At 45.7% G+C, this 22,105-nt stretch carries 19 protein-coding genes; 11 read left to right on the forward strand and 8 right to left on the reverse strand.

The genetic code is table 11. The features are described 5' to 3' along the window. Positions 1-22 precede the first annotated feature (22 nt). The 5 genes from queA to secF all read left to right on the forward strand — a co-directional run bounded on the left by queA (position 23) and on the right by secF (position 5,535). Entirely contained in the window at positions 23-1,069 is a 1,047-nt protein-coding gene (queA, locus tag CBI30_RS00485) for a tRNA preQ1(34) S-adenosylmethionine ribosyltransferase-isomerase QueA (RefSeq protein WP_088526386.1), read from the forward strand. Beyond that, complete coding sequence (gene tgt / locus CBI30_RS00490; protein WP_088526387.1) at positions 1,066-2,223, forward strand: tRNA guanosine(34) transglycosylase Tgt; 1,158 nt, start codon at positions 1,066-1,068, stop codon at positions 2,221-2,223. Before queA ends, tgt begins: the two co-directional genes overlap by 4 nt. A gap of 122 nt (positions 2,224-2,345) precedes the next feature. Beyond that, positions 2,346-2,672 (forward strand): preprotein translocase subunit YajC, encoded by a 327-nt coding sequence (gene yajC / locus CBI30_RS00495; RefSeq protein ID WP_088526388.1) that lies wholly within the window; start codon positions 2,346-2,348, stop codon positions 2,670-2,672. 25 nt (positions 2,673-2,697) lie between these two features. Next, on the forward strand, positions 2,698-4,557 hold the full coding sequence (gene secD, locus CBI30_RS00500) for a protein translocase subunit SecD (protein WP_088526389.1): 1,860 nt from the start codon (positions 2,698-2,700) through the stop codon (positions 4,555-4,557). A gap of 3 nt (positions 4,558-4,560) precedes the next feature. Next, complete coding sequence (gene secF / locus CBI30_RS00505; RefSeq protein WP_088526390.1) at positions 4,561-5,535, forward strand: protein translocase subunit SecF; 975 nt, start codon at positions 4,561-4,563, stop codon at positions 5,533-5,535. Here secF and CBI30_RS00510 read toward each other — a convergent pair. Both CBI30_RS00510 and purB read right to left on the reverse strand, forming a co-directional pair. Continuing rightward, complete coding sequence (locus tag CBI30_RS00510; RefSeq protein WP_169711228.1) at positions 5,532-6,851, reverse strand: 3-deoxy-D-manno-octulosonic acid transferase; 1,320 nt, start codon at positions 6,849-6,851, stop codon at positions 5,532-5,534. The genes secF and CBI30_RS00510 overlap by 4 nt on opposite strands. Before the next feature lie 59 nt (positions 6,852-6,910). Next, positions 6,911-8,290: an adenylosuccinate lyase gene (gene purB, locus CBI30_RS00515; RefSeq protein ID WP_088526392.1), complete on the reverse strand. Its 1,380-nt coding sequence runs from the start codon at positions 8,288-8,290 to the stop codon at positions 6,911-6,913. Between the two features lie 95 nt (positions 8,291-8,385). On the opposite strand from purB, the gene CBI30_RS00520 reads away from it, so the two are divergent. After that, complete coding sequence (locus CBI30_RS00520) at positions 8,386-9,000, forward strand: glutathione S-transferase N-terminal domain-containing protein (RefSeq protein ID WP_088526393.1); 615 nt, start codon at positions 8,386-8,388, stop codon at positions 8,998-9,000. Between the two features lie 26 nt (positions 9,001-9,026). On the opposite strand, the gene mnmA is transcribed toward CBI30_RS00520, so the two are convergent. Further along, positions 9,027-10,142 (reverse strand): tRNA 2-thiouridine(34) synthase MnmA, encoded by a 1,116-nt coding sequence (gene mnmA / locus CBI30_RS00525; RefSeq protein WP_088526414.1) that lies wholly within the window; start codon positions 10,140-10,142, stop codon positions 9,027-9,029. A gap of 173 nt (positions 10,143-10,315) precedes the next feature. Between mnmA and CBI30_RS00530 the strand changes: the two genes are divergently transcribed. The 4 genes from CBI30_RS00530 (at position 10,316) to CBI30_RS00545 (ending at position 13,749) form a co-directional block, all read left to right on the forward strand. Further along, on the forward strand, positions 10,316-11,446 hold the full coding sequence (locus tag CBI30_RS00530) for a Re/Si-specific NAD(P)(+) transhydrogenase subunit alpha (RefSeq protein ID WP_088526394.1): 1,131 nt from the start codon (positions 10,316-10,318) through the stop codon (positions 11,444-11,446). Positions 11,447-11,470: 24 nt separating this feature from the next. Next, complete coding sequence (locus CBI30_RS00535; protein ID WP_088526395.1) at positions 11,471-11,809, forward strand: proton-translocating transhydrogenase family protein; 339 nt, start codon at positions 11,471-11,473, stop codon at positions 11,807-11,809. A gap of 33 nt (positions 11,810-11,842) precedes the next feature. Continuing rightward, positions 11,843-13,210, forward strand: coding sequence for an NAD(P)(+) transhydrogenase (Re/Si-specific) subunit beta (locus CBI30_RS00540; protein WP_088526396.1), 1,368 nt, complete (start codon positions 11,843-11,845; stop codon positions 13,208-13,210). A gap of 92 nt (positions 13,211-13,302) precedes the next feature. Further along, a complete protein-coding gene (locus CBI30_RS00545; protein ID WP_088526415.1) occupies positions 13,303-13,749 on the forward strand; it encodes a cupin domain-containing protein in 447 nt (148 codons plus the stop codon). A 98-nt stretch (positions 13,750-13,847) separates the two neighbouring features. On the opposite strand, the gene groL is transcribed toward CBI30_RS00545, so the two are convergent. The 5 genes from groL to CBI30_RS00575 all read right to left on the reverse strand — a co-directional run bounded on the left by groL (position 13,848) and on the right by CBI30_RS00575 (position 21,488). Continuing rightward, positions 13,848-15,497, reverse strand: coding sequence for a chaperonin GroEL (gene groL / locus CBI30_RS00550; protein ID WP_088526397.1), 1,650 nt, complete (start codon positions 15,495-15,497; stop codon positions 13,848-13,850). Positions 15,498-15,523: 26 nt separating this feature from the next. Then, on the reverse strand, positions 15,524-15,814 hold the full coding sequence (locus CBI30_RS00555) for a co-chaperone GroES (RefSeq protein WP_015421939.1): 291 nt from the start codon (positions 15,812-15,814) through the stop codon (positions 15,524-15,526). Between the two features lie 804 nt (positions 15,815-16,618). Beyond that, positions 16,619-16,804: a hypothetical protein gene (locus CBI30_RS00565; RefSeq protein ID WP_088526399.1), complete on the reverse strand. Its 186-nt coding sequence runs from the start codon at positions 16,802-16,804 to the stop codon at positions 16,619-16,621. A 287-nt stretch (positions 16,805-17,091) separates the two neighbouring features. Continuing rightward, positions 17,092-20,325: a type I restriction enzyme subunit R domain-containing protein gene (locus CBI30_RS00570; protein ID WP_088526400.1), complete on the reverse strand. Its 3,234-nt coding sequence runs from the start codon at positions 20,323-20,325 to the stop codon at positions 17,092-17,094. After that, positions 20,322-21,488: a restriction endonuclease subunit S gene (locus CBI30_RS00575; protein WP_276207140.1), complete on the reverse strand. Its 1,167-nt coding sequence runs from the start codon at positions 21,486-21,488 to the stop codon at positions 20,322-20,324. The genes CBI30_RS00570 and CBI30_RS00575 overlap by 4 nt, the downstream gene beginning before the upstream one ends. Positions 21,489-21,587: 99 nt before the next feature. Between CBI30_RS00575 and CBI30_RS00580 the strand changes: the two genes are divergently transcribed. Then, the coding region (locus tag CBI30_RS00580; protein ID WP_088526402.1) for an IS30 family transposase at positions 21,588-22,105 on the forward strand (518 nt) is incomplete at its 3' end.

The raw sequence follows: 22,105 nt of genomic DNA on the forward strand, positions 1-22,105 counted from the left end.
TCCAATACCTGATGGTAATGCTATGCAACTTTCCGACTTCAATTACGACCTCCCGCCCCAACTAATTGCCCAGCACCCGCTGGCCAATAGAACGGATAGCCGCCTCCTAGAGGTCAAGGCCGAAGGGAGTAATGCCGCCCTATTGATCGATCGACAATTTCGGGACATTCTTAACCTTATTAAACTTGGGGATTTGCTGGTCTTTAATGACACTAAAGTCATTCCGGCTCGCCTGCATGGCAAAAAGGAGACTGGTGGCAATGTCGAACTCCTGATCGAACGCATTAGCGCTGAAAATCAGGCTTGGGTTCAAATTAGAGCCTCTAAGGCCCCAAAGACTGGGACGATCGTTCATGTCTACAACAAAGCAGGTGAAACCTTCCCTGTCGAAATGATTGGCTATGACGGCCGATTCTATGAAGTGCGTTTTCCGGAAAATGTCTTCTCCCTGTTGGAGCGTTTCGGCGAACTGCCACTCCCCCCTTACATTGAGCACCAACCAAATCAAGAAGATGCTAATCGCTATCAAACCGTAGTTGCCAAGAATCCCGGCGCTGTGGCGGCCCCTACCGCGGGCCTGCACTTTGATGAAGCGATTCTCAATGAACTTCGTGAGCTAGGTATTAAGCAGGCCACTGTCACCCTACATGTTGGTGCGGGTACCTTTACTCCGGTTAGAGAAGAAGACCTCAGTAAACACAAAATGCATTACGAGTGGTTCTCAGTTCCTGCAGAAACGATTGCAGCAATTGAAGCTACCCACAAGGCGGGCGGTAGAGTCATTGCGGTTGGGACAACCAGTCTGCGCGCTCTAGAGAGTCAGGCACAAACTCAACAAGATAGTGGTGAAACCAATCTATTCATCACGCCGGGATATGTATTTAAAACCGTAGATTGCTTGCTAACAAACTTTCATTTGCCAAAATCTACTTTATTAATGTTGGTCAGTGCCTTTGCTGGCGTGGACAATATCCGTAATGCCTATCAACATGCCATCCAAAATGAATATCGCTTTTTCAGCTACGGCGATGCGATGCTCCTAAGCCGCCTTAACCAGACAAACTCATGACAAAACCCGTTCACTTCAATATCTTGGCGCGTGACTCCGCAAGCCCCGCACGCTTGGGTCAGCTTGACCTGCCTCACGGTAGCGTGCAAACACCAATCTTTATGCCAGTAGGAACCTACGGCACCGTGAAAGCCATGACCCCGCGAGATTTGAATGAAGCTAAAGCACAAATTATTTTGGGCAACACCTTTCACTTGTGGCTAAGACCTGGTTTGAATGTCATCAAGAAACATGGTGGCTTACATCGCTTTATGGGTTGGGATAAGCCCATCCTGACTGACTCCGGTGGTTTCCAGGTATTTAGCTTGGGCGCTCTTAGGAAAATTTCTGAAGAAGGCGTAACTTTTGCTTCGCCAATCAATGGCGATAAGTTATTTATGTCTCCAGAAGTGTCAATGGAAATTCAGGCAGTACTGAACAGTGATATCGCCATGCAGTTTGATGAATGCACCCCTTACGAGGTCAAGGGACAGGCAACCTCAGAAAAAACCGCTCGTGCCTCACTGGAAATGTCCCTACGCTGGGGTGATCGCTCTTTAAAACGCTTTAGGGAACTAGAAACTGGTAATGGCCTGTTTGGAATCGTCCAAGGCGGGATGTTTGAAAACCTTCGTGAATTCTCCCTAGATGCCGTTAGCCAACAAGGTTTTGATGGCATCGCCATTGGCGGCCTCTCTGTTGGTGAGCCCAAGCCGGAGTTTGAGCGTATCTTGAATTTCACTGCCCCCAAGCTACCGGAGCATATGCCCCATTATTTGATGGGGGTTGGGACACCTGAAGACCTGATGCTGGGCGTCAGCCTTGGTATCGACATGTTTGACTGCGTCATGCCCACCCGCAATGCCAGAAATGGCTGGCTCTTCACCCGCTTTGGCGACCTAAAGCTACGTAATGCTGGCTACAAGGAGGATGACCGCCCCGTTGACCCCACCTGCGCCTGCTATACCTGCCAAAACTTCACCAGATCCTACTTAAATCACCTCCAAAAAGCGAATGAGATCCTAGGATCGCAGCTAAATACCATCCATAACCTCTCCTACTATCTCCAGTTGATGGAAGAGGTTCGAGAGTCCTTGGCTAAGGATCGTTTTAGCGCTTATCGTGAGGAATTTCATCGGAACCGCCAGCGGGGCGTAGAGCCCGGACAAGATTAATAGCCCTAGGGCAGTAAATCAGTCCTACAAGCCCCATACAGTTTAGAATTGCGGGTTTACGGCTTTGCATAAAAAGCCTAAAACTGAAGCAGTTTCCTATTGGTCATTAATGGAGGTTTTGTATGTGGATTAGTAACGCTTTTGCCCAGGCTCCAGCCGCGGGTGCAGATTCCGGTGGCTTGATGAGCTTCCTTCCCCTAGTGTTGATGTTTGCAGTCCTGTACTTCATCATGATTCGCCCGCAAATGAAGCGTCAAAAAGAAACTAAATCAATGCTTGAGACTTTGTCAGTTGGAGACGAAGTTGTCACTAGTGGCGGCATCATCGGCAAAGTGACAGCATTGAAAGATCAAGTTGTTACGGTTGAAATTGCTGCTGGCACTGAAGTGCAAATGCAAAAAGGCGCCATCACAACAGTATTGCCAAAAGGCTCACTGAAGTCCGCTTAATACGCTTGCTGAAAAGTATCTCAAAATGAATCGCTACCCTCTCTGGAAATACATAGTCATCCTATTTGCTTTATTGATTGGAGGGCTATATTCATTACCCAATTTCTACGGAGAGGCTCCAGCGGTTCAAGTCTCGTCCGCCAAACCAACCATCAAGGTTGATTTGGCGACACAGTCTCGAGTTGAAAAAATTCTGACTGAAGATAGCATTAGCAACACCGGCATCTTTTTTGAGTCCACAGGCAATGTGGGTTCAATCAAAATTCGTTTTAACAATACCGATATTCAACTACGTGCCCGCGATCTATTGCAACAAAAGCTGAACATCGACCAAAACGAACCTAATTTCACAGTAGCATTAAATCTGCTCTCCAATACTCCGAGCTGGTTAAATGCACTTAATGCATTACCGATGCCCCTCGGACTTGACTTGCGTGGCGGCGTTTACTTCTTGCTACAAGTTGACATGAAGGGTGCTGTTCAAAAGAAAGTGACTTCTTTAGCAACGGATATTCGCAGCCAATTACGTGATAAATCAATACGCCAACAGGGTATTGAGCGTGGGCAAGATAGCATTACGCTGACTTTCGGTAGTACCGAAGAGGCTGAAAAAGCACGATCAATATTAATGACTAGTCAGCCTGAACTAATCTGGCAAATTAAACCGACTGGACTATCTCCAAAACTCGTTGGTGAATTCAAACCCACCGCCTTGAAGGAAATTCAAGACAACGCAGTAAAACAAAACATCGTCACACTCAATAAACGTGTGAATGAATTAGCAGTTAAAGAGCCGGTCATTCAACAGCAAGGCGCAGAACGGATTGTTGTTCAGTTGCCCGGGGTTCAAGATACCGCACGCGCCAAAGACATTATTGGGCGCACTGCAACGCTAGAATCCAGATTAGCTGACCCAATCGTTTCCACGATTGCAATTGGCGAGACCCCTCCTCCAGGGATGGATGTTTTCCGCTTTGGTGAAAACCGCCAAGGTGTATTCAAGAAATCAGTAATTTTCAGCGGTGATCGTATTACCGATGCAAGCGCTGGCTTCGATCAAAACCAACGCCCTGCAGTCAACATCTCCCTAGACGCTGCCGGTGGACGAGTCATGCAAGAAGTGACCCGTGAAAACATTGGCAAGCCTATGGGCATGATCTTGTTTGAAAAAGGCAAAGGTGAAGTCCTCACCATCGCCACCATTCAAGGTGAATTCGGTTCCAAGTTCCAGATCACTGGCCAACCAACGACCGAGAGTGCTAATGACTTAGCCCTCTTGCTACGCGCAGGCTCATTGGCAGCACCAATGGAAATTATTGAAGAACGCACGATTGGACCAAGTCTTGGCGCAGAAAATATTGAGAAGGGCTTTAAATCCCTCATCATTGGTTTCGCCGCAATCTCTATTTTCATGATCGCCTACTACCTACTGTTTGGTACGTTCTCAGTAGTCGCTCTTGCGGTGAACTTATTGCTGTTGATTTCTGTTCTATCGATGCTGCAGGCAACCTTAACCTTACCTGGTATCGCTGCGATGGCACTGGCACTGGGTATGGCAATTGACTCCAACGTCTTGATTAACGAACGCATTCGTGAAGAATTACGTAACGGCGCTGCGCCACAAACTGCAATCGCCGTTGGCTTTGATAAAGCCTGGGCAACAATTCTGGATTCAAACGTCACCACCTTAATTGCCGGCCTTGCATTGCTTGCATTTGGTTCTGGCCCAATTAAAGGCTTTGCGGTAGTTCACTGCCTTGGTATTTTGACCTCAATGTTTTCAGCAGTCTTTTTCTCCCGTGGCCTAGTTAACCTCTGGTACGGCAGAGGTAAAAAAGTTCAAAAACTCGCTATTGGCCAAGTTTGGCGTCCACAGGAGAAATAAGCCATGGAATTTTTCCGGATCAAAAAAGATATTCCCTTTATGCGCCATGCATTGGCGCTCAATGCGGTTTCTTTAATTACCTTCTTAGCTGCTGTTTTCTTCCTCTGGCATAACGGCCTGCACTTGTCGATTGAATTCACTGGCGGTACGGTGATGGAAGTTACCTACCCACAAACCGCTCCCTTGGATTCCATTAGATCGAATGTAGAGAAGTTAGGCTACGCCGATACTCAGATTCAGAACTTTGGTAGTTCACGCGATGTGATGATTCGTCTGCCGCTACAAAAAGATGCTGACGGAAAAATTATTTCCTCCGCAGATCAGAGTGCGGCAGTAATGAAAGCGCTTGAACCAACTATCTCTGGCGTGAAATTACAGCGCGTTGAGTTTGTTGGCCCACAGGTTGGACGAGAGCTGGCGATGGATGGATTGATGGCATTGCTGTTTGTCATCATCGGTATTGTGGTTTACCTCTCCTTCCGCTTTGAGTGGAAGTTTGCAGTGGCCGGCATTATTGCCAACTTGCATGACATCATCATCATTCTTGGTTTCTTTGCCTTCTTCCAATGGGAGTTCTCTCTCTCCGTATTGGCAGCAGTACTTGCCGTTCTTGGCTACTCAGTCAATGAGTCCGTAGTCATCTTTGACCGTATTCGCGAGAACTTCCGCAAATATCGCAAGATGAACACCCGAGAAATTATTGATAACGCCATTACCAGCACAATTAGTCGAACTGTGATTACTCACGGAAGCACTGAGATGATGGTCTTGGCCATGCTGATCTTTGGTGGCCCAACCCTCTTCTACTTTGCGCTTGCGCTCACCATTGGTATTTTGTTTGGTATTTACTCTTCAGTATTCGTGGCAGCAGCCTTAGCCATGTGGCTTGGCGTAACCCGTGAAGATTTAGTCAAGGGTGATAAAAAGCCGGATGATGCTACCCGAAATGATGACCCCAACTTCGGGGCACAGGTTTAATTTAGCGTGAAATTCTGATCATCAAGAGCGGCTAATATTTTCCTAGTCGCACCTTGATGTTCGAGCGAGTAAGCCTTTGCGGCACTCGACATCTTTGCCAGCTCGGCAGTGTTTAATAACAATTCTTTTAAAGCTGCCATCAAAGCTACTGACTCACTCAAGATGAGCTCACCCTGGATACGTCTTGCTGCGCCAATCTTGATCGCATCTAAAGCTGCCTGTTGAAAGTTGTAGGTGTGCTCACCCAATAAAACAGGACAACCAGCAGCACAAGCTTCAATCAGATTCTGACCTCCAAAGGGGAGTAAGCTGCCGCCCATGACCACCAAATCAGCGGCACTGTAATACATGGGCATCTCACCCATCGAATCACCCAAGATGACCTCTAGGTCTGTAATACCCTTGGGTATACCCTCCCACTCGGTACGCCGGCGAAACCTCAAACCTGCCTCATGAATTTGATTGGCAACTTCAGTAAAGCGTTCGGGATGACGTGGCACAAGACAAAGTAATGGGGCATTCTCAAATGCGTTGCTCTGAAGTAAATCCCGCCAAGCCCTCAGGATGATCACCTCTTCGCCGTCACGAGTACTCGCAGCACACACCATGAGGCGTTGATTGCCATGGAGCTCTTGTTGCCAAGCTTTGCCATGCTGAACTAAGCTGGGATCCAGTGGCACATCAAACTTGAGGTTACCAACAATCTCTACTTTTTTGACACCCAGACTGCGATAACGCTCGGCATCAAATTGCGTTTGAGCCAAGATGCCGGCGAAGGCCTGAAAGAGAGCTCTTCCTGCTTTACCAAACCGGTTGACTCGACGAGCGCTGCGCTCGGATAAGCGGGCATTGACCAAAAATAATGGCAAACCAATTTCTGCACAATAAAACACCACAGTTGGCCAAGCCTCAGTTTCCATAAATAAACCCAGCTTGGGCTTAAAGGTGCGAATGAAATTAGCAACAGACCAACACAGGTCATAAGGTAAATAGACTTGGCGCAGTTGACCAGAAGCAATTGCCAGCGCAAATAAAGCGGCACCAGTACGACGGCCATTGAGCGTCATGTGAGTTAACAAAATAGTTTCGCCACGTGCGAGATAGGCTTCGATCAAGGGTTGGGCAGCTCTTGTCTCGCCAACGGATACCGCATGAATCCACACCGATCCCTGCACAATCGACTTTCTATTAGCAAAGCCTAGGCGCTCAGAGAAGTGATGTAAATATTCAGCGGAATGGCGGGTACGCCAAGCTAGGCGAATGAAGGCAAAAGGCAAAAGCAGATGCCAAAGCAATTGATAAACAGCAAACCAGATCTTGGGGCGGGCACCGTATTGAGAATCTTGCGGTACGCGCCCAAGGATTGGAATCAAACTCACTTTTTCAGACGTTCGGTCAATTCGACCGCCTTACCTAAGTATGAAGATGGGGTCATCTCAAGCAACAATGTTTTTGCATCATCTGGAATCTTCAAGCCACGAATAAAGGTTTGTAAATCGGCCTGATTAATACCTTTGCCACGAGTCAACTCTTTGAGTTGCTCGTAGGGATTCTCAATACCGTAGCGACGCATCACCGTTTGCACTGGCTCGGCTAACACTTCCCAGCAGTTATCTAAATCAGCGGCAATCACAGCATGGTTCACTTCCAACTTACTCAGGCCACGTAAGGCGCTGTCATAGGCCAACACACTATGGCCAAATGCTGGGCCTAGGTTGCGCAAGACTGTAGAGTCAGTCAGGTCACGCTGCCAACGAGAGATCGGCAACTTCTCAGCCAAGTGACGCAGCAAGGCATTTGCAACACCCAAGTTACCTTCAGAATTTTCGAAATCAATTGGATTCACTTTATGTGGCATCGTAGATGAGCCAATCTCACCGGCTTTAGTGCGCTGCTTAAAGTAACCAATTGAAATATAGGCCCAAAAATCGCGGTCCATATCCAACAAGATAGTGTTGGCACGAGCGATCGCATCAAACAACTCAGCCATACCATCATGCGGTTCAATCTGAATGGTGTACGGATTGAATGTGAGACCCAAACGTTTTTCAACAACACCCTTAGAAAAGTTTTCCCAATCAAAATCGGGGTAGGCGGATAAGTGAGCGTTGTAATTGCCAACTGCACCATTCATTTTTCCTAGGAGCGGAACTGCTGCGATAGTCGCGATCGCACGCTCTAAGCGTTTAGCAATATTAGCCAACTCTTTACCTAAGGTACTTGGAGAGGCAGGCTGACCATGTGTACGAGACAACAAAGGCACCTTGGCATTCTCGATTGCCAAGTCAGTCAATACAGAAAGGACTTTTCTAAGTTGCGGCAATAAGACTTCATCACGCGCACCGCGCAACATCAAACCATGAGAGGTGTTGTTGATGTCTTCAGAAGTACAGGCGAAGTGAATGAACTCGCTCGCTTTTAATAAATCTGGGCGACCAGCTACTTTTTCTTTTAAAAAATACTCCACCGCTTTAACGTCATGGTTGGTTACTGCCTCGATGTCCTTGATGCGTTGTGCATCGGTATCAGAGAAATGCTCTGGCAAAGACAATAGAAAGACTTCATCCGCTGCACTAATTTTTGGTACATCTGGCAAGCCAGCAGAAGCCAAGGCTAAGAGCCAATGAATCTCCACAAAGACCCGCTGGCGCATAAATGCAGCTTCGGATAACCAAGGCCTTAAGGCATCAAGTTTTCCAGCGTAGCGGCCGTCTAAAGGGGAAAGTGCATTGAGGGTAGAAATCGGCTGACTCACGAATATTGCCTTTACATGAAATGTGTCAATAAAGCCTGATTTTAATCGCTCTTGAGTTCAATCCATTCAATGCTGGCATGGCTATACTTAGCCCCATGAAACTTATCGGATCCCTCACTAGCCCCTACGTACGCAAGGTACGCATTGTTTTCTTGGAAAAAAAGGTTGATATTGACCTAGAACTTGAGAATGTATGGGCTGCAGACACAAAAATTGCCCTTAATAACCCCTTAGGCAAGGTTCCCTGCCTCCTTTTGGATGATGGCGAGGTTCTCTACGACTCCCGCGTGATTGCGGAGTACGCTGACACCTTAAGCCCGGTTGGTAAGCTGATTCCGGTAGGCAGCCGCGAGCGAGCAACTGTTAAAACCTGGGAAGCCCTGGCTGATGGCATTGGAGACGCCAGTATTTTGGCCCGCCTAGAGACGACTCTGCGTCCTGTAGAGCAACAAAGTCCAGCCTGGCTTGAGCGTCAAATGGACAAAATAAATACAGGTCTAAGCCAAATGTCTAAAGAATTAGGTGAAAACACTTGGTGCCATAGCAATCAAATGACTTTAGCTGACATAGCCGTAGGTTGCGCCCTAGGCTTCCTATTGCTACGCTTCCCTAATATTGCTTGGCAAGCGCAGTACCCCAACCTGGATACTTTGTATCAAAAATTGATGCAAAGGCCTTCTTTTGCAGAAACTGCACCGCCAACAGCCTAAACCAGAGAATGGGTATCTAAAAATACTTAGGCGGAAATAATTCCACCGCCCAAGCAAATATCGCCATCGTATAAAACCGCAGATTGGCCTGGAGTCACCGCCCACTGGGCATCCGAGAAACTCAAATCAAAACTCAGAGGTCCCGCGGTTCCAGTAGTCAATGAACAGGCGGAATCCGCCTGACGATAGCGGGTTTTGGCTGTGTACTGTCCTGGTGTGGGTGCAGCACCATCAACCCAACTAGCATCGATTGCAGAGAGCTGATTAGCTAATAACCAAGGGTGCTCGTGGCCTTGAACGACATAAAGCGTGTTATTGGCCACATCTTTGCGAGCCACATACCAGGCATCGCCATTGCCATCCTGACTTCCACCCAACCCTATGCCTTTGCGCTGACCCAAGGTAAAGAAGGCAAGTCCCATGTGCTCTCCCACTGTTTTACCTTCAGGCGTTTTAATCGGACCTGGGGTATGAGGCAAGTAGCGGTTTAAGAACTCGCGGAAGGGGCGCTCTCCAATAAAACAAATCCCAGTGGAGTCTTTTTTACGGGCATTGTGCAAGCCAATTTGCTCGGCAATCTTGCGCACTTCTGTTTTCGGAATCTCCCCCAAAGGGAAAAGAACATTCGTTAACTGTGCTTGAGTTAGGCGGTGCAAGAAATAGCTTTGATCTTTGCTAGCATCTACTGCTTTTAATAACTGCACGCGACCACCGTGGTGACGAACCCGCGCATAGTGACCAGTTGCAATGGCATCAGCCCCCAAACTTATAGCGTGGTCCAAAAAGGCTTTGAATTTAATTTCTGCATTGCACAAAACATCAGGATTTGGAGTTCTTCCCGCAGCGTATTCCCTTAAAAACTCTGCAAAAACACGCTCACGATACTCGGCGGCAAAATTGACCGCTTCAACGTCAATGCCGATTAAGTCAGCCACCGACACCACATCTAACCAATCCTGACGCGCGGAGCAGTATTCATCGCTGTCGTCATCTTCCCAGTTTTTCATGAAGAGTCCAATTACCTCATAGCCCTGCTGCTTGAGCATCCAGGCTGCTACAGACGAATCTACCCCTCCAGACATTCCAACAACGACTTTGGATGGGTTAGAGGCTGGTATTGCGGAAGAATTGAGGTGGATCATCAAAAAATGCGAGAATTCAATATAAGCTAAAGACCCCATTGTAGAAGTCTTGCTCCTAATTTACGAGATTTGGAGCAAAACCCAATAAATGGCTAAGGGTAAATAGATAGGTGGATCTTCACCTATCTAACTAAAATAGATTTTTCGAAAAAATTAGCATTTGGAGACATGCCATGCGCATAGGAGTACCGCTGGAAACTAGGCCCGGGGAAACTCGAGTTGCCGCCACACCCGAAACCGTTAAGAAGCTGATTGGTCAAGGCCATACGGTTGTTATTCAAAAAGATGCGGGCGTGACAGCTAGCCAACCAGATTCAGCTTATGAAGCTGTTGGCGCAACTATTGGTAGCGCAGCTGATGCCTTTGGCGCTGAGATCGTTCTCAAAGTCCGTGCCCCAGAAGCTACAGAGCTCAAACAGATGAAATCCGGCAGCGTACTGCTTGGCATGCTTGATCCATTTGATAACGACAATATTGCTGCAATGGCTGCTCAAGGTGTGACTGCATTCTCATTAGAGGCTGCCCCACGCACGACCCGCGCACAAAGCATGGACGTCCTGTCCTCACAAGCCAATATTGCCGGCTATAAAGCGGTCATGGTTGCTGCTAATGAGTACCAACGCTTTATGCCCATGCTCATGACTGCTGCCGGTACTGTTAAAGCTGCCCGCGTCCTCATTCTGGGTGTTGGTGTTGCTGGATTACAAGCAATTGCAACAGCTAAACGTCTGGGTGCCGTCATTGAAGCTTCGGATGTTCGTCCCGCTGTAAAAGAACAAATCGAATCACTAGGCGGCAAGTTTGTAGATGTCCCATTTGAATCTGATGAAGAACGCGAAATTGCTCAAGGCGTTGGTGGTTATGCCCGCCCAATGCCTGAAGCGTGGATGAAACGTCAGGCAGCTCTCGTTGCTGAACGCGCCCTACAAGCTGACATCGTGATTACTACTGCCTTGATTCCGGGTCGTAAGCCACCAGTCCTATTGCATAGCGATACCGTTGCCAATATGAAGCCCGGCTCAATCGTGATCGACTTAGCAGCTGGTCGTGGCGATAACGGGTCAGGCAACTGCCCGCTGACTCAAGCAGACAAAATCGTTGAGGTAAATGGTGTAAAGATTATTGGTTACACCAACCTGGCCAGCATGGTTGCTGCAGACGCCTCTGCTTTGTACTCACGTAACTTGCTCGATTTTATGAAACTGATTGTTGATCCAGAAGCAAAGTTAGTGATCCCAATGGATGATGACATCGTTACTGCCTGCCTCATGTGTCGTGATGGCCAAGCCGTCCGTAAAAACTAATAGAAATCTTTCGAAGGAAACATCATGGATCTCGCTGCTTTTCAAAGCATCCTCACAGTCCAAAATATCACTGTGTTTGTCTTGGCTATTTTTGTCGGCTACCACGTGGTTTGGAATGTCACCCCTGCACTCCATACTCCGCTCATGGCTGTTACTAATGCCATCTCCGGAATCATTATTGTTGGCGCCTTATTGCAAACTGAAGTCATTGGTGGCGATGAGATCACTCTCACCAGCATCATTGGCGCAGTCGCAGTCTTCTTAGCCTCAATCAATATTTTTGGTGGCTTTATGGTCACCCGTCGCATGCTTGAAATGTTCAAGAAAAAGGCCCCTAAGACTGATGCGGCTGGAAGTAAATAAAACTAGAACAAGATCTATATAGAGACCAAAATAATGTTAAACATAACCGCGATTTCCTATCTCATTTCTTCAGTGCTATTCATCCTCGCCTTGCGGGGACTGTCTTCACCAACGACTTCACGCCAAGGCAATACCTTCGGCATGATCGGTATGCTGCTTGCCGTGATCACCACCTTCATGATTCCTGACTTTAAGCCAGTGTTCTCATTGATTATTGGTGCGATTGTTGCCGGCGCCATCATTGGAACGATTGCTGCTAAGCGTGTTCAAATGACCAAGATGCCTGAGCTCGTAGCACTGATGCACTCCTTTGTTGGTTTGTCAGCAGTATTGATTGCGATTGCAGCGGTATACAACCCGGCTCAAACCCATTCTGGTGTACAAAAGATTGAGCTCTTTATCGGCGCATTTATTGGTGCCATTACCTTTACCGCTTCCGTAATTGCTTTCGGAAAATTATCTGGCAAGGTCAGCGGTAAACCAGTGACTTTTGCTGGTCAACATTTACTCAACCTGATCCTTGCTATTGGCATGGTTTCTGGTGGCGTAATGTACTTCATGACTGGTAGCCACGAAGCCTTCTTGGTGATGTGTGCGATTGCCTTGGTATTGGGCGTGACCTTGATCATCCCAATCGGTGGCGCAGATATGCCAGTGGTGGTATCTATGCTCAACAGCTACTCTGGTTGGGCGGCTGCAGGTATTGGTTTCACATTAAACAATCCGGTATTAATTATTGCTGGTGCTTGCGTTGGCTCTTCGGGTGCCATCCTCTCTTACATTATGTGTAAGGCGATGAACCGCTCCATCTTGGCAGTATTACTTGGTGGCTTTGGTGCCGAAGCTTCTGCTGGCGGTGGCGATGATGGCAGTCCAAAGAACTACAGAACTGGCTCGCCGGAAGATGCGGCCTTCCTCATGGAGAATGCGGACACAGTCATCATCGTTCCTGGCTACGGCTTGGCAGTGGCTCGCGCTCAACACGCTCTCAAAGAATTGACAGAAAAACTGACTCATCATGGCGTGACTGTGAAGTACGCGATTCACCCAGTTGCGGGTCGTATGCCTGGTCACATGAATGTTCTCTTGGCTGAAGCTGAAGTGCCATACGATCAAGTATTTGAAATGGAAGACATCAATAGCGACTTTGGTCAGGCTGACGTAGTGCTGGTGCTTGGCGCAAACGACGTGGTGAACCCTGCCGCACGCACACCAGGTAGCCCAATTTTTGGTATGCCGATTTTGGAAGCATTCAAAGCCAAAACTATCATCGTAAACAAACGTTCAATGGCTGCAGGTTATGCAGGCCTTGATAACGAACTCTTTTACATGGATAAAACCATGATGGTCTTCGGTGATGCGAAGAAGGTTGTGGAAGATATGGTCAAGTCTGTCAGTTAATGCGGGCAAACTGAAGGTCTAACAGTAGTGAATCAGAATGGCTAGTAAAAATTTACTAGCCATTTTTTATGCCTAAAGCCAAGAAAGCCCCAATGCGCTTACTCAAATATGTCTCAGTTGCTTTTGTATTAACACTACCTCAGTATGTTTGTGCTGATGACATACGAAAGCACTACTACACCGACATTCCAGGCGTCGAAGCCAATGTTTTAATTAAAACTACAAAATCGTGGAATGGTGCCACGCTACCTGCATATAGTGAAGGTCAACCTGAAATCACGATTATTAGATATACATTTGCCCCAGGCGCAGCAATACCAATGCATATGCACCCCGTGATTAATGCCGGTGTTTTGCTAAAGGGTGAACTCAATATCCTTACAAAAACTGGTGAAAAAATAACACTAAAGTCTGGTGAGCCACTAGTTGAACTTTTTAAAGAATGGCACTCTGGCACAAATCCAGGCATCGAACCAGTAGACTTAATCGTTGTCTATGCGGGAACGGTTGGGACTCCTTTAGCAATCCGAGAAAAATAAGCTTAGCCATTAACAGTATTCAGTAATAAAAAACGCCTGGTCTTTTGAACCAGGCGTTTTAGTTTCTGCAGCCAGATAGCTGAGGAAATGTACGGCTATTACATCATGCCGCCCATTCCACCCATGCCGCCCATGCCGCCCATATCAGGCATGCCACCAGCGGAATCATCCTTAGGGGCTTCGCAGATAGCGCAATCGGTAGTCAACAACAAGGCTGCTACAGACGCTGCATTAACCAATGCAGTTTTCGTAACCTTAGTTGGGTCGATCACACCTTGAGCTACGAGGTCGCCGTACTCACCAGTTGCTGCGTTGTAACCGTTATTGCCCTTACTAGCCAATACCGCATTAACAACTACGCTGGCTTCGTCGCCCGCGTTAGAAACGATGATGCGCAGTGGCTCTTCCATAGCACGTAAGACAATGCTGATACCAGCGTCTTGATCAGCGTTGTCGCCTTTCAAGCCCTTGATACCCTGCATAGCACGTAACAAAGCTACGCCGCCGCCAGGAACAATACCCTCTTCAACCGCAGCGCGAGTAGCATGCAATGCGTCATCAACGCGGGCTTTCTTTTCTTTCATTTCAACTTCAGTAGCAGCACCAACACGAATCACTGCAACACCGCCTGCCAACTTGGCAACACGCTCTTGCAATTTTTCTTTGTCGTAATCGCTAGTCGCTTCTTCGATCTGAACGCGAACGTTCTTCACGCGAGCTTCGATTGCTTTAGCATCGCCAGCACCGTCAATAATGATGGTGTTTTCTTTGCCGATTTCAATACGCTTTGCTTGACCTAAATGCTCGAGAGTTGTTTTCTCAAGTGTGAGGCCGATTTCTTCAGCAATCACGGTACCGCCAGTCAAAATCGCGATGTCTTCCAACATAGCTTTACGACGATCGCCAAAACCTGGAGCCTTAACAGCACAAGTCTTGATGATGCCGCGAATGTTGTTCACAACTAAAGTTGCCAAGGCTTCGCCTTCAACATCTTCCGCAATAATCAACAATGGACGACCAGACTTCGCTACTTGCTCAAGTACTGGGAGCAAGTCACGTATGTTGCTTACCTTCTTGTCAAACAGGAGAACGTATGGGCTTTCCAGTATGGCAACTTGTTTTTCTGGTTGGTTGATGAAGTATGGGGAAAGGTAACCGCGGTCAAACTGCATACCCTCAACAACTTCCAACTCATCTTCTAAAGACTTGCCATCTTCAACAGTGATAACACCTTCTTTACCTACTTTTTCCATTGCCTCAGCAATGCGCTGACCAATGCTGTAGTCGCTGTTAGCTGAGATAGATCCAACTTGAGCGATTTCTTTAGTAGTTGTACAAGGCTTGCTAATTTTCTTGAGCTCTGCGATTGCGGCTGTAACAGCTTTGTCGATACCGCGCTTCAAGTCCATTGGGTTATGGCCTGAAACTACGTATTTCATGCCTTCACGAACGATAGATTGAGCCAAAACAGTTGCAGTAGTTGTACCGTCACCAGCGATATCAGCAGTTTTGGAAGCAACTTCCTTCACCATCTGAGCGCCCATGTTTTGGAGCCTATCTTTGAGTTCAACTTCTTTTGCTACGGATACGCCATCTTTAGTGATGGTTGGGCCGCCAAATGAACGCTCGATCACAACATTACGGCCTTTTGGTCCTAATGTTACTTTTACTGCGTTAGCAAGAATATTTACGCCTTCTACCATCTTGGTGCGGGCGTTATCTCCAAATACGACGTCTTTTGCTGCCATGATTGAATTCCTTTCTTAGGTACCGATTACTTCTGTACAACAGCCATGATGTCTTCTTCGCGCATTACGAGAAGCTCGTCGCTGCCGACCTTAACTGTTTGACCTGCATATTTGCCAAATAGCACGCGATCGCCAACTTTGACGTCTGGTGCATTCAACTTGCCACTGTCATCACGCTTGCCTGGGCCAACTGCCAATACTTCACCTTGATCAGGCTTTTCAGCGGCAGCATCCGGAATGATGATTCCAGAGGCAGTTTTTGATTCTTGATCTAAACGTTTAATGATTACGCGATCATGCAAAGGACGCAGATTCATTCCTTCTCCTATGTTAGTAAGTGTTAACTAATTAAAAAACCAATATAAATCAATATGTTGCCGTCTCTTAACACGAAAGTATTAGGCTTTTGAGTCTAATAAGCCCGTTTTAGCACTCGCGTGTAGGGAGTGCTGATTATATAGGTCTGATTCCTGGGATTTCAAGAGCAAAATTGCCTTAAATTTCATGTTGTCGTCCGCAACGCAACTTGAGATTTTGGCAGAGCAACTTGAGATTCAACCGCTGAGTACTATATGGCTCTGCGGGTTGTTCAGAAATTTACCTCTGTCAAAAGGGCAAAATTTTACTTTTTCCACTCCTGAAAATTATTACCAAGATTGATAGAGCATAATTTAATCAATTTCATTGCGAGATTTTCCCCAAGTCATTGTTTTTATTCAATTTTAGGGTCTCAACTTGAGTTGCAGAATATTTTTATGCTCGCTCTACTAGCCATTAAAGTTAAGGTTTTGAAGGTAATTTTATTAATTATCAAAGCCTCAAAGGGAATCTTTGCCAATACATCCCCAGTATTTATAAAGTAGATAACTATGGGGTAATACCCTCACATAGTAAGCCTCTGATTTATGGAGAAACCATACCATCGGTTATTCCTCAAATGGCTCACGGGTATAGTGAACTACCGTTTTATCTGGCTCTGTCTGGATTTTCGTTCTTCGGTGGGATATTTCCGACCTGACGGCTTCTTCTAAATCTTTAATGAGCTTTTCAGCATCTTCTTTCTGCTTGGCTAACGCCGATGCAGGGATCAGTTGGCCAGACCTCAAAAGGGTACTCAGGTCTTATTTATGGATGACATCACTAGGCAACCACTCGCGAGTGATCTCGGAAATGGGTAATTTACCCGCCCTTCTCAACTCTCTATTCTTCTCATCTTGCCGAAATTCATCTTGAGACTTCTTAAAGTCTTCAGCAAAAGAGGTTAACCTCTTAGGCATTACTTTGACAAAGAATTCTGCGTCGCTCATTTGGGTATTTTAGAGCTTGCTCTAGGCGCATGGAAAGTTACCTCGACTCCAGTATGTAGTAATCCTGATTTATTGGCTTTACCCTCTTCTTACTAGCGCTTCCCTGGACTTACCCACAATCAATGATCGCGGGCTAGGCTTGAGTTTAAGCAGGGTAAACCAAAGAAAACCAAAGCACTTAAGCAAGGAAGAAACGGTGAGGCAAACCTGATTTAATGGCTTGAAATTTCATAATAGGTGGCTAAGAGCTTACAAGCAGAGAGTGAGCCTTTCTTAAGGAGTAATACTCAAGTCAACCCATTACGCACGGTAACCTCAAAATCATCACATAGCTTGTCAATTAGGTCTTCAGTTTCCTTGAAGAAATAATCTCCGACAGTCTGACGCCGTAAGGCCTTGTATCGACGGTAGATCTTTGCAAAGTCGTCATAAATCTCATCTTCAGAAACATGGGATTTTATTTTGACAATCAATCGTTTGCCCTCGATTGATTCGCGTACGTAATTAAAAAAATCAACGATCTTAGCCTCGAAAGCATTGATCAATTCCCCAGTCTTTGCCTCTTGTTCATTGCGAGCAGCAATGATCGCCAAGATATCAAACTGCCCCCCTTGACCTGGCCCAGTGCCCTCAGCAACATTTGAAGGCTTTTTCTCCTTCTTCTTGGGCTCCTCGGCAACTACCTCAACCATGCCAATTTGATTATCAAAGTAGACTTCAATCGGATCTTTAACATCTTCACTTCGGTGCATCATGTTGTATAGGGTGTTGAACTTCCGCCAAAAGAATAAAAAGCTTGGCTCACTATATTTAGCATCCATCTCAATCACATACTCGATGCGATTGAGTATGGTGAAATATTGGGCTGCCTTTGCTTTGGCATCAGCCGTTCGCTGAGGATTGGCGTCAATATATTTTTTTAGGCTGCTTTCGAAATCCAAATAACTTTCTGGATCATCGCGCTTTGCTGGATCCCTATAAATGCCCATATAGATATTGAAAAATTTATCGTAGGTATCAGATTTTTTTAGTTCGGACAGGAGCAAATCAAGAACCTTCTTGTCACTGAATGGATCAAAGTCACTGACCACCACATCTGAAAAATGTTCAAAGGCATCTTTAATGTTCTGCACGTTAACATTGTTATAGGAAAAATCAACGATCTTGCAGTCATTCTTGTACTTGGTAGTCCGATTCACTCTTGAAATAGTCTGAATGGCGCTGATGCCTTTAATTTCTTTATCCAGAAATAGAGTGTGTAGCCTTTTTTCGTCAAAACCGGTTTGAAGCTTGGCAACAACGATCATTAGTCCATTTTTCTTGAGCGCAAAACTTTCCAATACCTTTTCCTCTGAAAGGCCGCTATTTAAGCCTGTGGCACTTTGTTCGTCCTGATTACTTGAATAGACTACGTGAATAGGGGCTTCTGCATACTTTGCATACTTAGGCTCTTTTACCAAAGCGTTAAAGTATTTGGTGATAGCGCCTTGGTATGCGATTGCGGCCTTGATGGAATGCACTGCAAGCATAGCCTTACCGGTGCCCCGAATCTGGCGATAGACATCTTTGACCAAAAGATCTGCTACATATTTGGCGATGGCATCGATACGATCGCGGTTTTCATAAATCTGCTTTTTCTGTGCGTCCTTATATTCCTTCTCAGTAAACCCCTTGAGTGGATTTGACGGTAGGTCAAATAACATTTTTGAAGCAACGGGGACAATATTTTTCAGCGGATTTAAGATAAATCCGTCTTCAATGGCCTCTTTCATGGTGTAGCTGTCAAACGGACGCCATAGTTTTTCACTTTCCGCGTAACCGCTAAACTCACCAAAGCGCGCTAGAGCATGATCATCTGGTGTTGCGGTAAATCCAATGATGAGGTTCTTCTTAGTGGCCTGACCGGCGTATTCACCACCATCAAATGGGCTTTGCAGCTCGTCAAAAATACTCACCATCTCTTCATGCTGGTCACCACTGTTAGAGCGATGAATCTCATCAATTAAGAATACGATTCGCATACCAGCTAATTTTTTGAGCACTTCCTCATCCAACATCTCCCGCACCGACCCGAACTTCTGTAAATTCACAATAACTAGGCGAGTTTCGGAGGCTAAGGCCTCTTGAAAGGTCTTTTTATTCGTAGCCTCGATAACCATGCGCTTATCAATATTCATGTTCAGCATGAGCGAGTCTATCTGGCTGCGCAGTTGCAATCGATCGACCACGATCATAATCTTGTCGTAAACGTATTGCGCCTTGCCGCCGCCATCAGGGCGACGCAGGTCTTTTAGCTGAAGAGCAGACCAGCCAATGATGTTGGACTTTCCAAAACCAGCGGCGTATTGCATCAGCAATGAATACACGTTCTTGTTGTTCGAATAGGCCTTACGTTTTTCGAGTAACTCTTTCTTTTTTACCTCAGAGACACCTACCAATTGCCTTTCGAGCAATTTCTCAAAGTAGTCTGGCTCTTGTTCGTGAGCCAAGAACTCATCGATCTTAGCCATGATTTTGTCAGTGCCAAACTTCTGCTTCGGGCGGGGTGAAATTAGATAGCCAGCCTGGTCTTTGACTTCTTTTACGCCTTTGTTTACATATACATCACGCTCGATGAAGTTGTAATACAAAATCTCTTTTTCAATCATAAACTTACCGTATAAAGCAGAAAACAATTCTTTAAGCTTATCTTTTTTATCGGCGTCAGGCTTTAGCAATGGATAGAGCTTAAAAACTCCATGTGCTTTTTTCTCGATTTCTTCCCGATCAAACTTCCCATCCCGACAGGTTGTCAAAATTTCATCAAAGTAGTCCGCAATAGTTCTTATGACGTAGGTCTCACCAATGTCAGTAGTAGTGATGTGAATAGCATTCTCAAAGATCTTAAGAAAATCTTTTCGAAGGGCCTGTTTTTCTTTATCACTTAACATTTCATTACTATCAATGTATTGGTGGTAGACCTTCACCGCCTCAAAATAGTCTTTAATTACTTTACCTCGGCCGTTCTTGCTAGCTGTTTGACTGGTGTAGTTGCTTTTAAGCTCGCTATAACCAAGATAAATACCGTTAACAAAGGTGACAATATCTGGGCGAAATGCAAAGATTTGTGCGCCCTGATAATTGAACTTGTATGGCAACTCCTGCACCACAGAGAAGAGATTTTCATCAAATAAAGCATTGTCATGAATGACACTATCGCTCGTATAAAACAAATGAAGTTTTATACCCTCAAGGGTGATGGACTTATTGGCGTTAAGAAATAGTGCCATATTCCGACTACTGGAAATACGCTCAGCAATCAAAGTCATTAAATCCTGAAGTAGCGCCTTCTTATCACTTCGATATTTCTTGAGCAGAAGCTCATACGGCTTTCGATTAAGCGAGCTATTCTCGATAAACGCCTGCAAATCCTCCTCAATAACCAGAGCTTGCGTAACAGTATTCGCCTTAACTTCTTTGTACCCCAAGCCATCTCGAAAGAAGGGGATTAGGAATTTATCTTGTAGGTGGAGTTCGTTCATACTGCTAACCCTTCGCTTGTTACTTTGATTTTTCCAGTCACCACATCGTTGATCAGCGCCTTTCTCAAGCTCTTAAGTTTTTCTATCTCAGCACTAATTGACTTAAGAATGGCATCTATTTGCATTGTTTTTTCATCGAGATATTTGGATATGGCCTGCTGCTCCAATTGTGGCGGCACCAATATCTGAATATCATTAATTTTTTCCATTCTTAGATTAATACGAGTAAACCCATTACCTTCGTTTGATAAAGTTATCCGATAGGGCGTTGAATGTAATAAATAATTTATATAACTTGGATTTATCGAATGCTTGGTAAATCGAAACCCCTTACAAAAACTATTAAGGTAAGTCTTCTTTTCCATATCGCTTCTTAATAATGAGCATTTACCAAGGTCTGCATAATCTTCAGAGCTCATCAAGAAAAATAAATCATATTTTTTTACGAAATTCTGCTTTTCACTTGGGGAAATGCATACAGATTTTAATTCGCTTGTCGATAGATAAAAATTATTTGCAATATTTGTAAATGGGACATATGGTTCAGAATATTCATTCTCATTTATAAAATCATCTCCACTCTTACCGGTAAGCCCGCTATACAAATACCCAACCTCTTTAAGACGGCATATTTTCCAATGCTCTGGGATTTCCTTAATTAAATGAACGTTACAGTTTCTTATAGGCGCTGACTTATCCAATCCACATGTAACGATTTCGTCTATTAGAGACTGTTTTAATTTCTCATACTGCACTGCTTTTTTGTCGAGAAGATCTATTTTTTGATCCAGCTGCCCTGTTGTGGTGTCGAGATAAGAGGCAATTTCTTTTTGCTCTGAGAGGGGCGGGAGAACGATATACAGATCCCCAATCTCTGTTGCATTTGTTGCTGGATAGCTGACTCCTTTTGATATCGCATTAATTCTGTTTATGAGCGTTTCGGATATCACCCAATTTGAGCAAAAAGAACTTAAGACATTTTTTTTGGGCGTCAAAACAGTAAACCCAGTTGAAACAATCACATTAGTAGCATCTTCGATGCGTGTAATTGCCTTCAAGTAAGTTCTGACAGTAGAAACTATCGTATCACCACTACTGACAATTCTTTTGGCTCGCGATGGGGCATCTTTAAAAATTATTTTTTCAGATCTATAGCCCTTCACACCAGGCGGATTCAACTACGAAGTGCAACTTTGATAAACGCCTAGTGGCTAAGGATGTTTTAGTATCCAAAGCTTCTAGACCTGCAAGTCAAAGTAGCCATGACCTATCAACACCTTAGCCAAACTGAACGATATCAGATTTATATCCTCATGAAAGACGGAAAAACCCAAACCCAGATTGCAAAGCTGATGGATAGACATAAGTCGACCATTAGCCGTGAGCTTGCTCGCAATACGGGAGGTAAGGGTTATCGACCTAGGCAAGCCTGTCTCTTGACGCAAGAACGATCCTTAGGCTCTCGCAACGCTACCCAGATTGCTGCTACCGACTGGAGCAAGGCAGTTGATTGCCTCTTAGACAAGTGGAGCCCAGTCCAAATTGCCAATCAAGTAGGCATTAGCCATGAGACGATTTACCGCCATGTCTATGCGGATAAAGCGGCTGGCGGTAGCCTATATCAACAGCTGCGCTGCCAAAAGAAGCGTAAAAAGCGCTATGCCAGCGGTCGGGAACGCAGAGGTCAGATCATCGGCAGAAGGCCCATTAGCGAGCGCCCGGTCCATATTGAGACTCGAGCCCAAGTGGGTCATTGGGAAGGCGATACCATCATTGGAGC

It is taken from the genome of Polynucleobacter aenigmaticus (assembly GCF_002206635.1).
GTDB classification, from domain to species: Bacteria; Pseudomonadota; Gammaproteobacteria; order Burkholderiales; family Burkholderiaceae; genus Polynucleobacter; species Polynucleobacter aenigmaticus.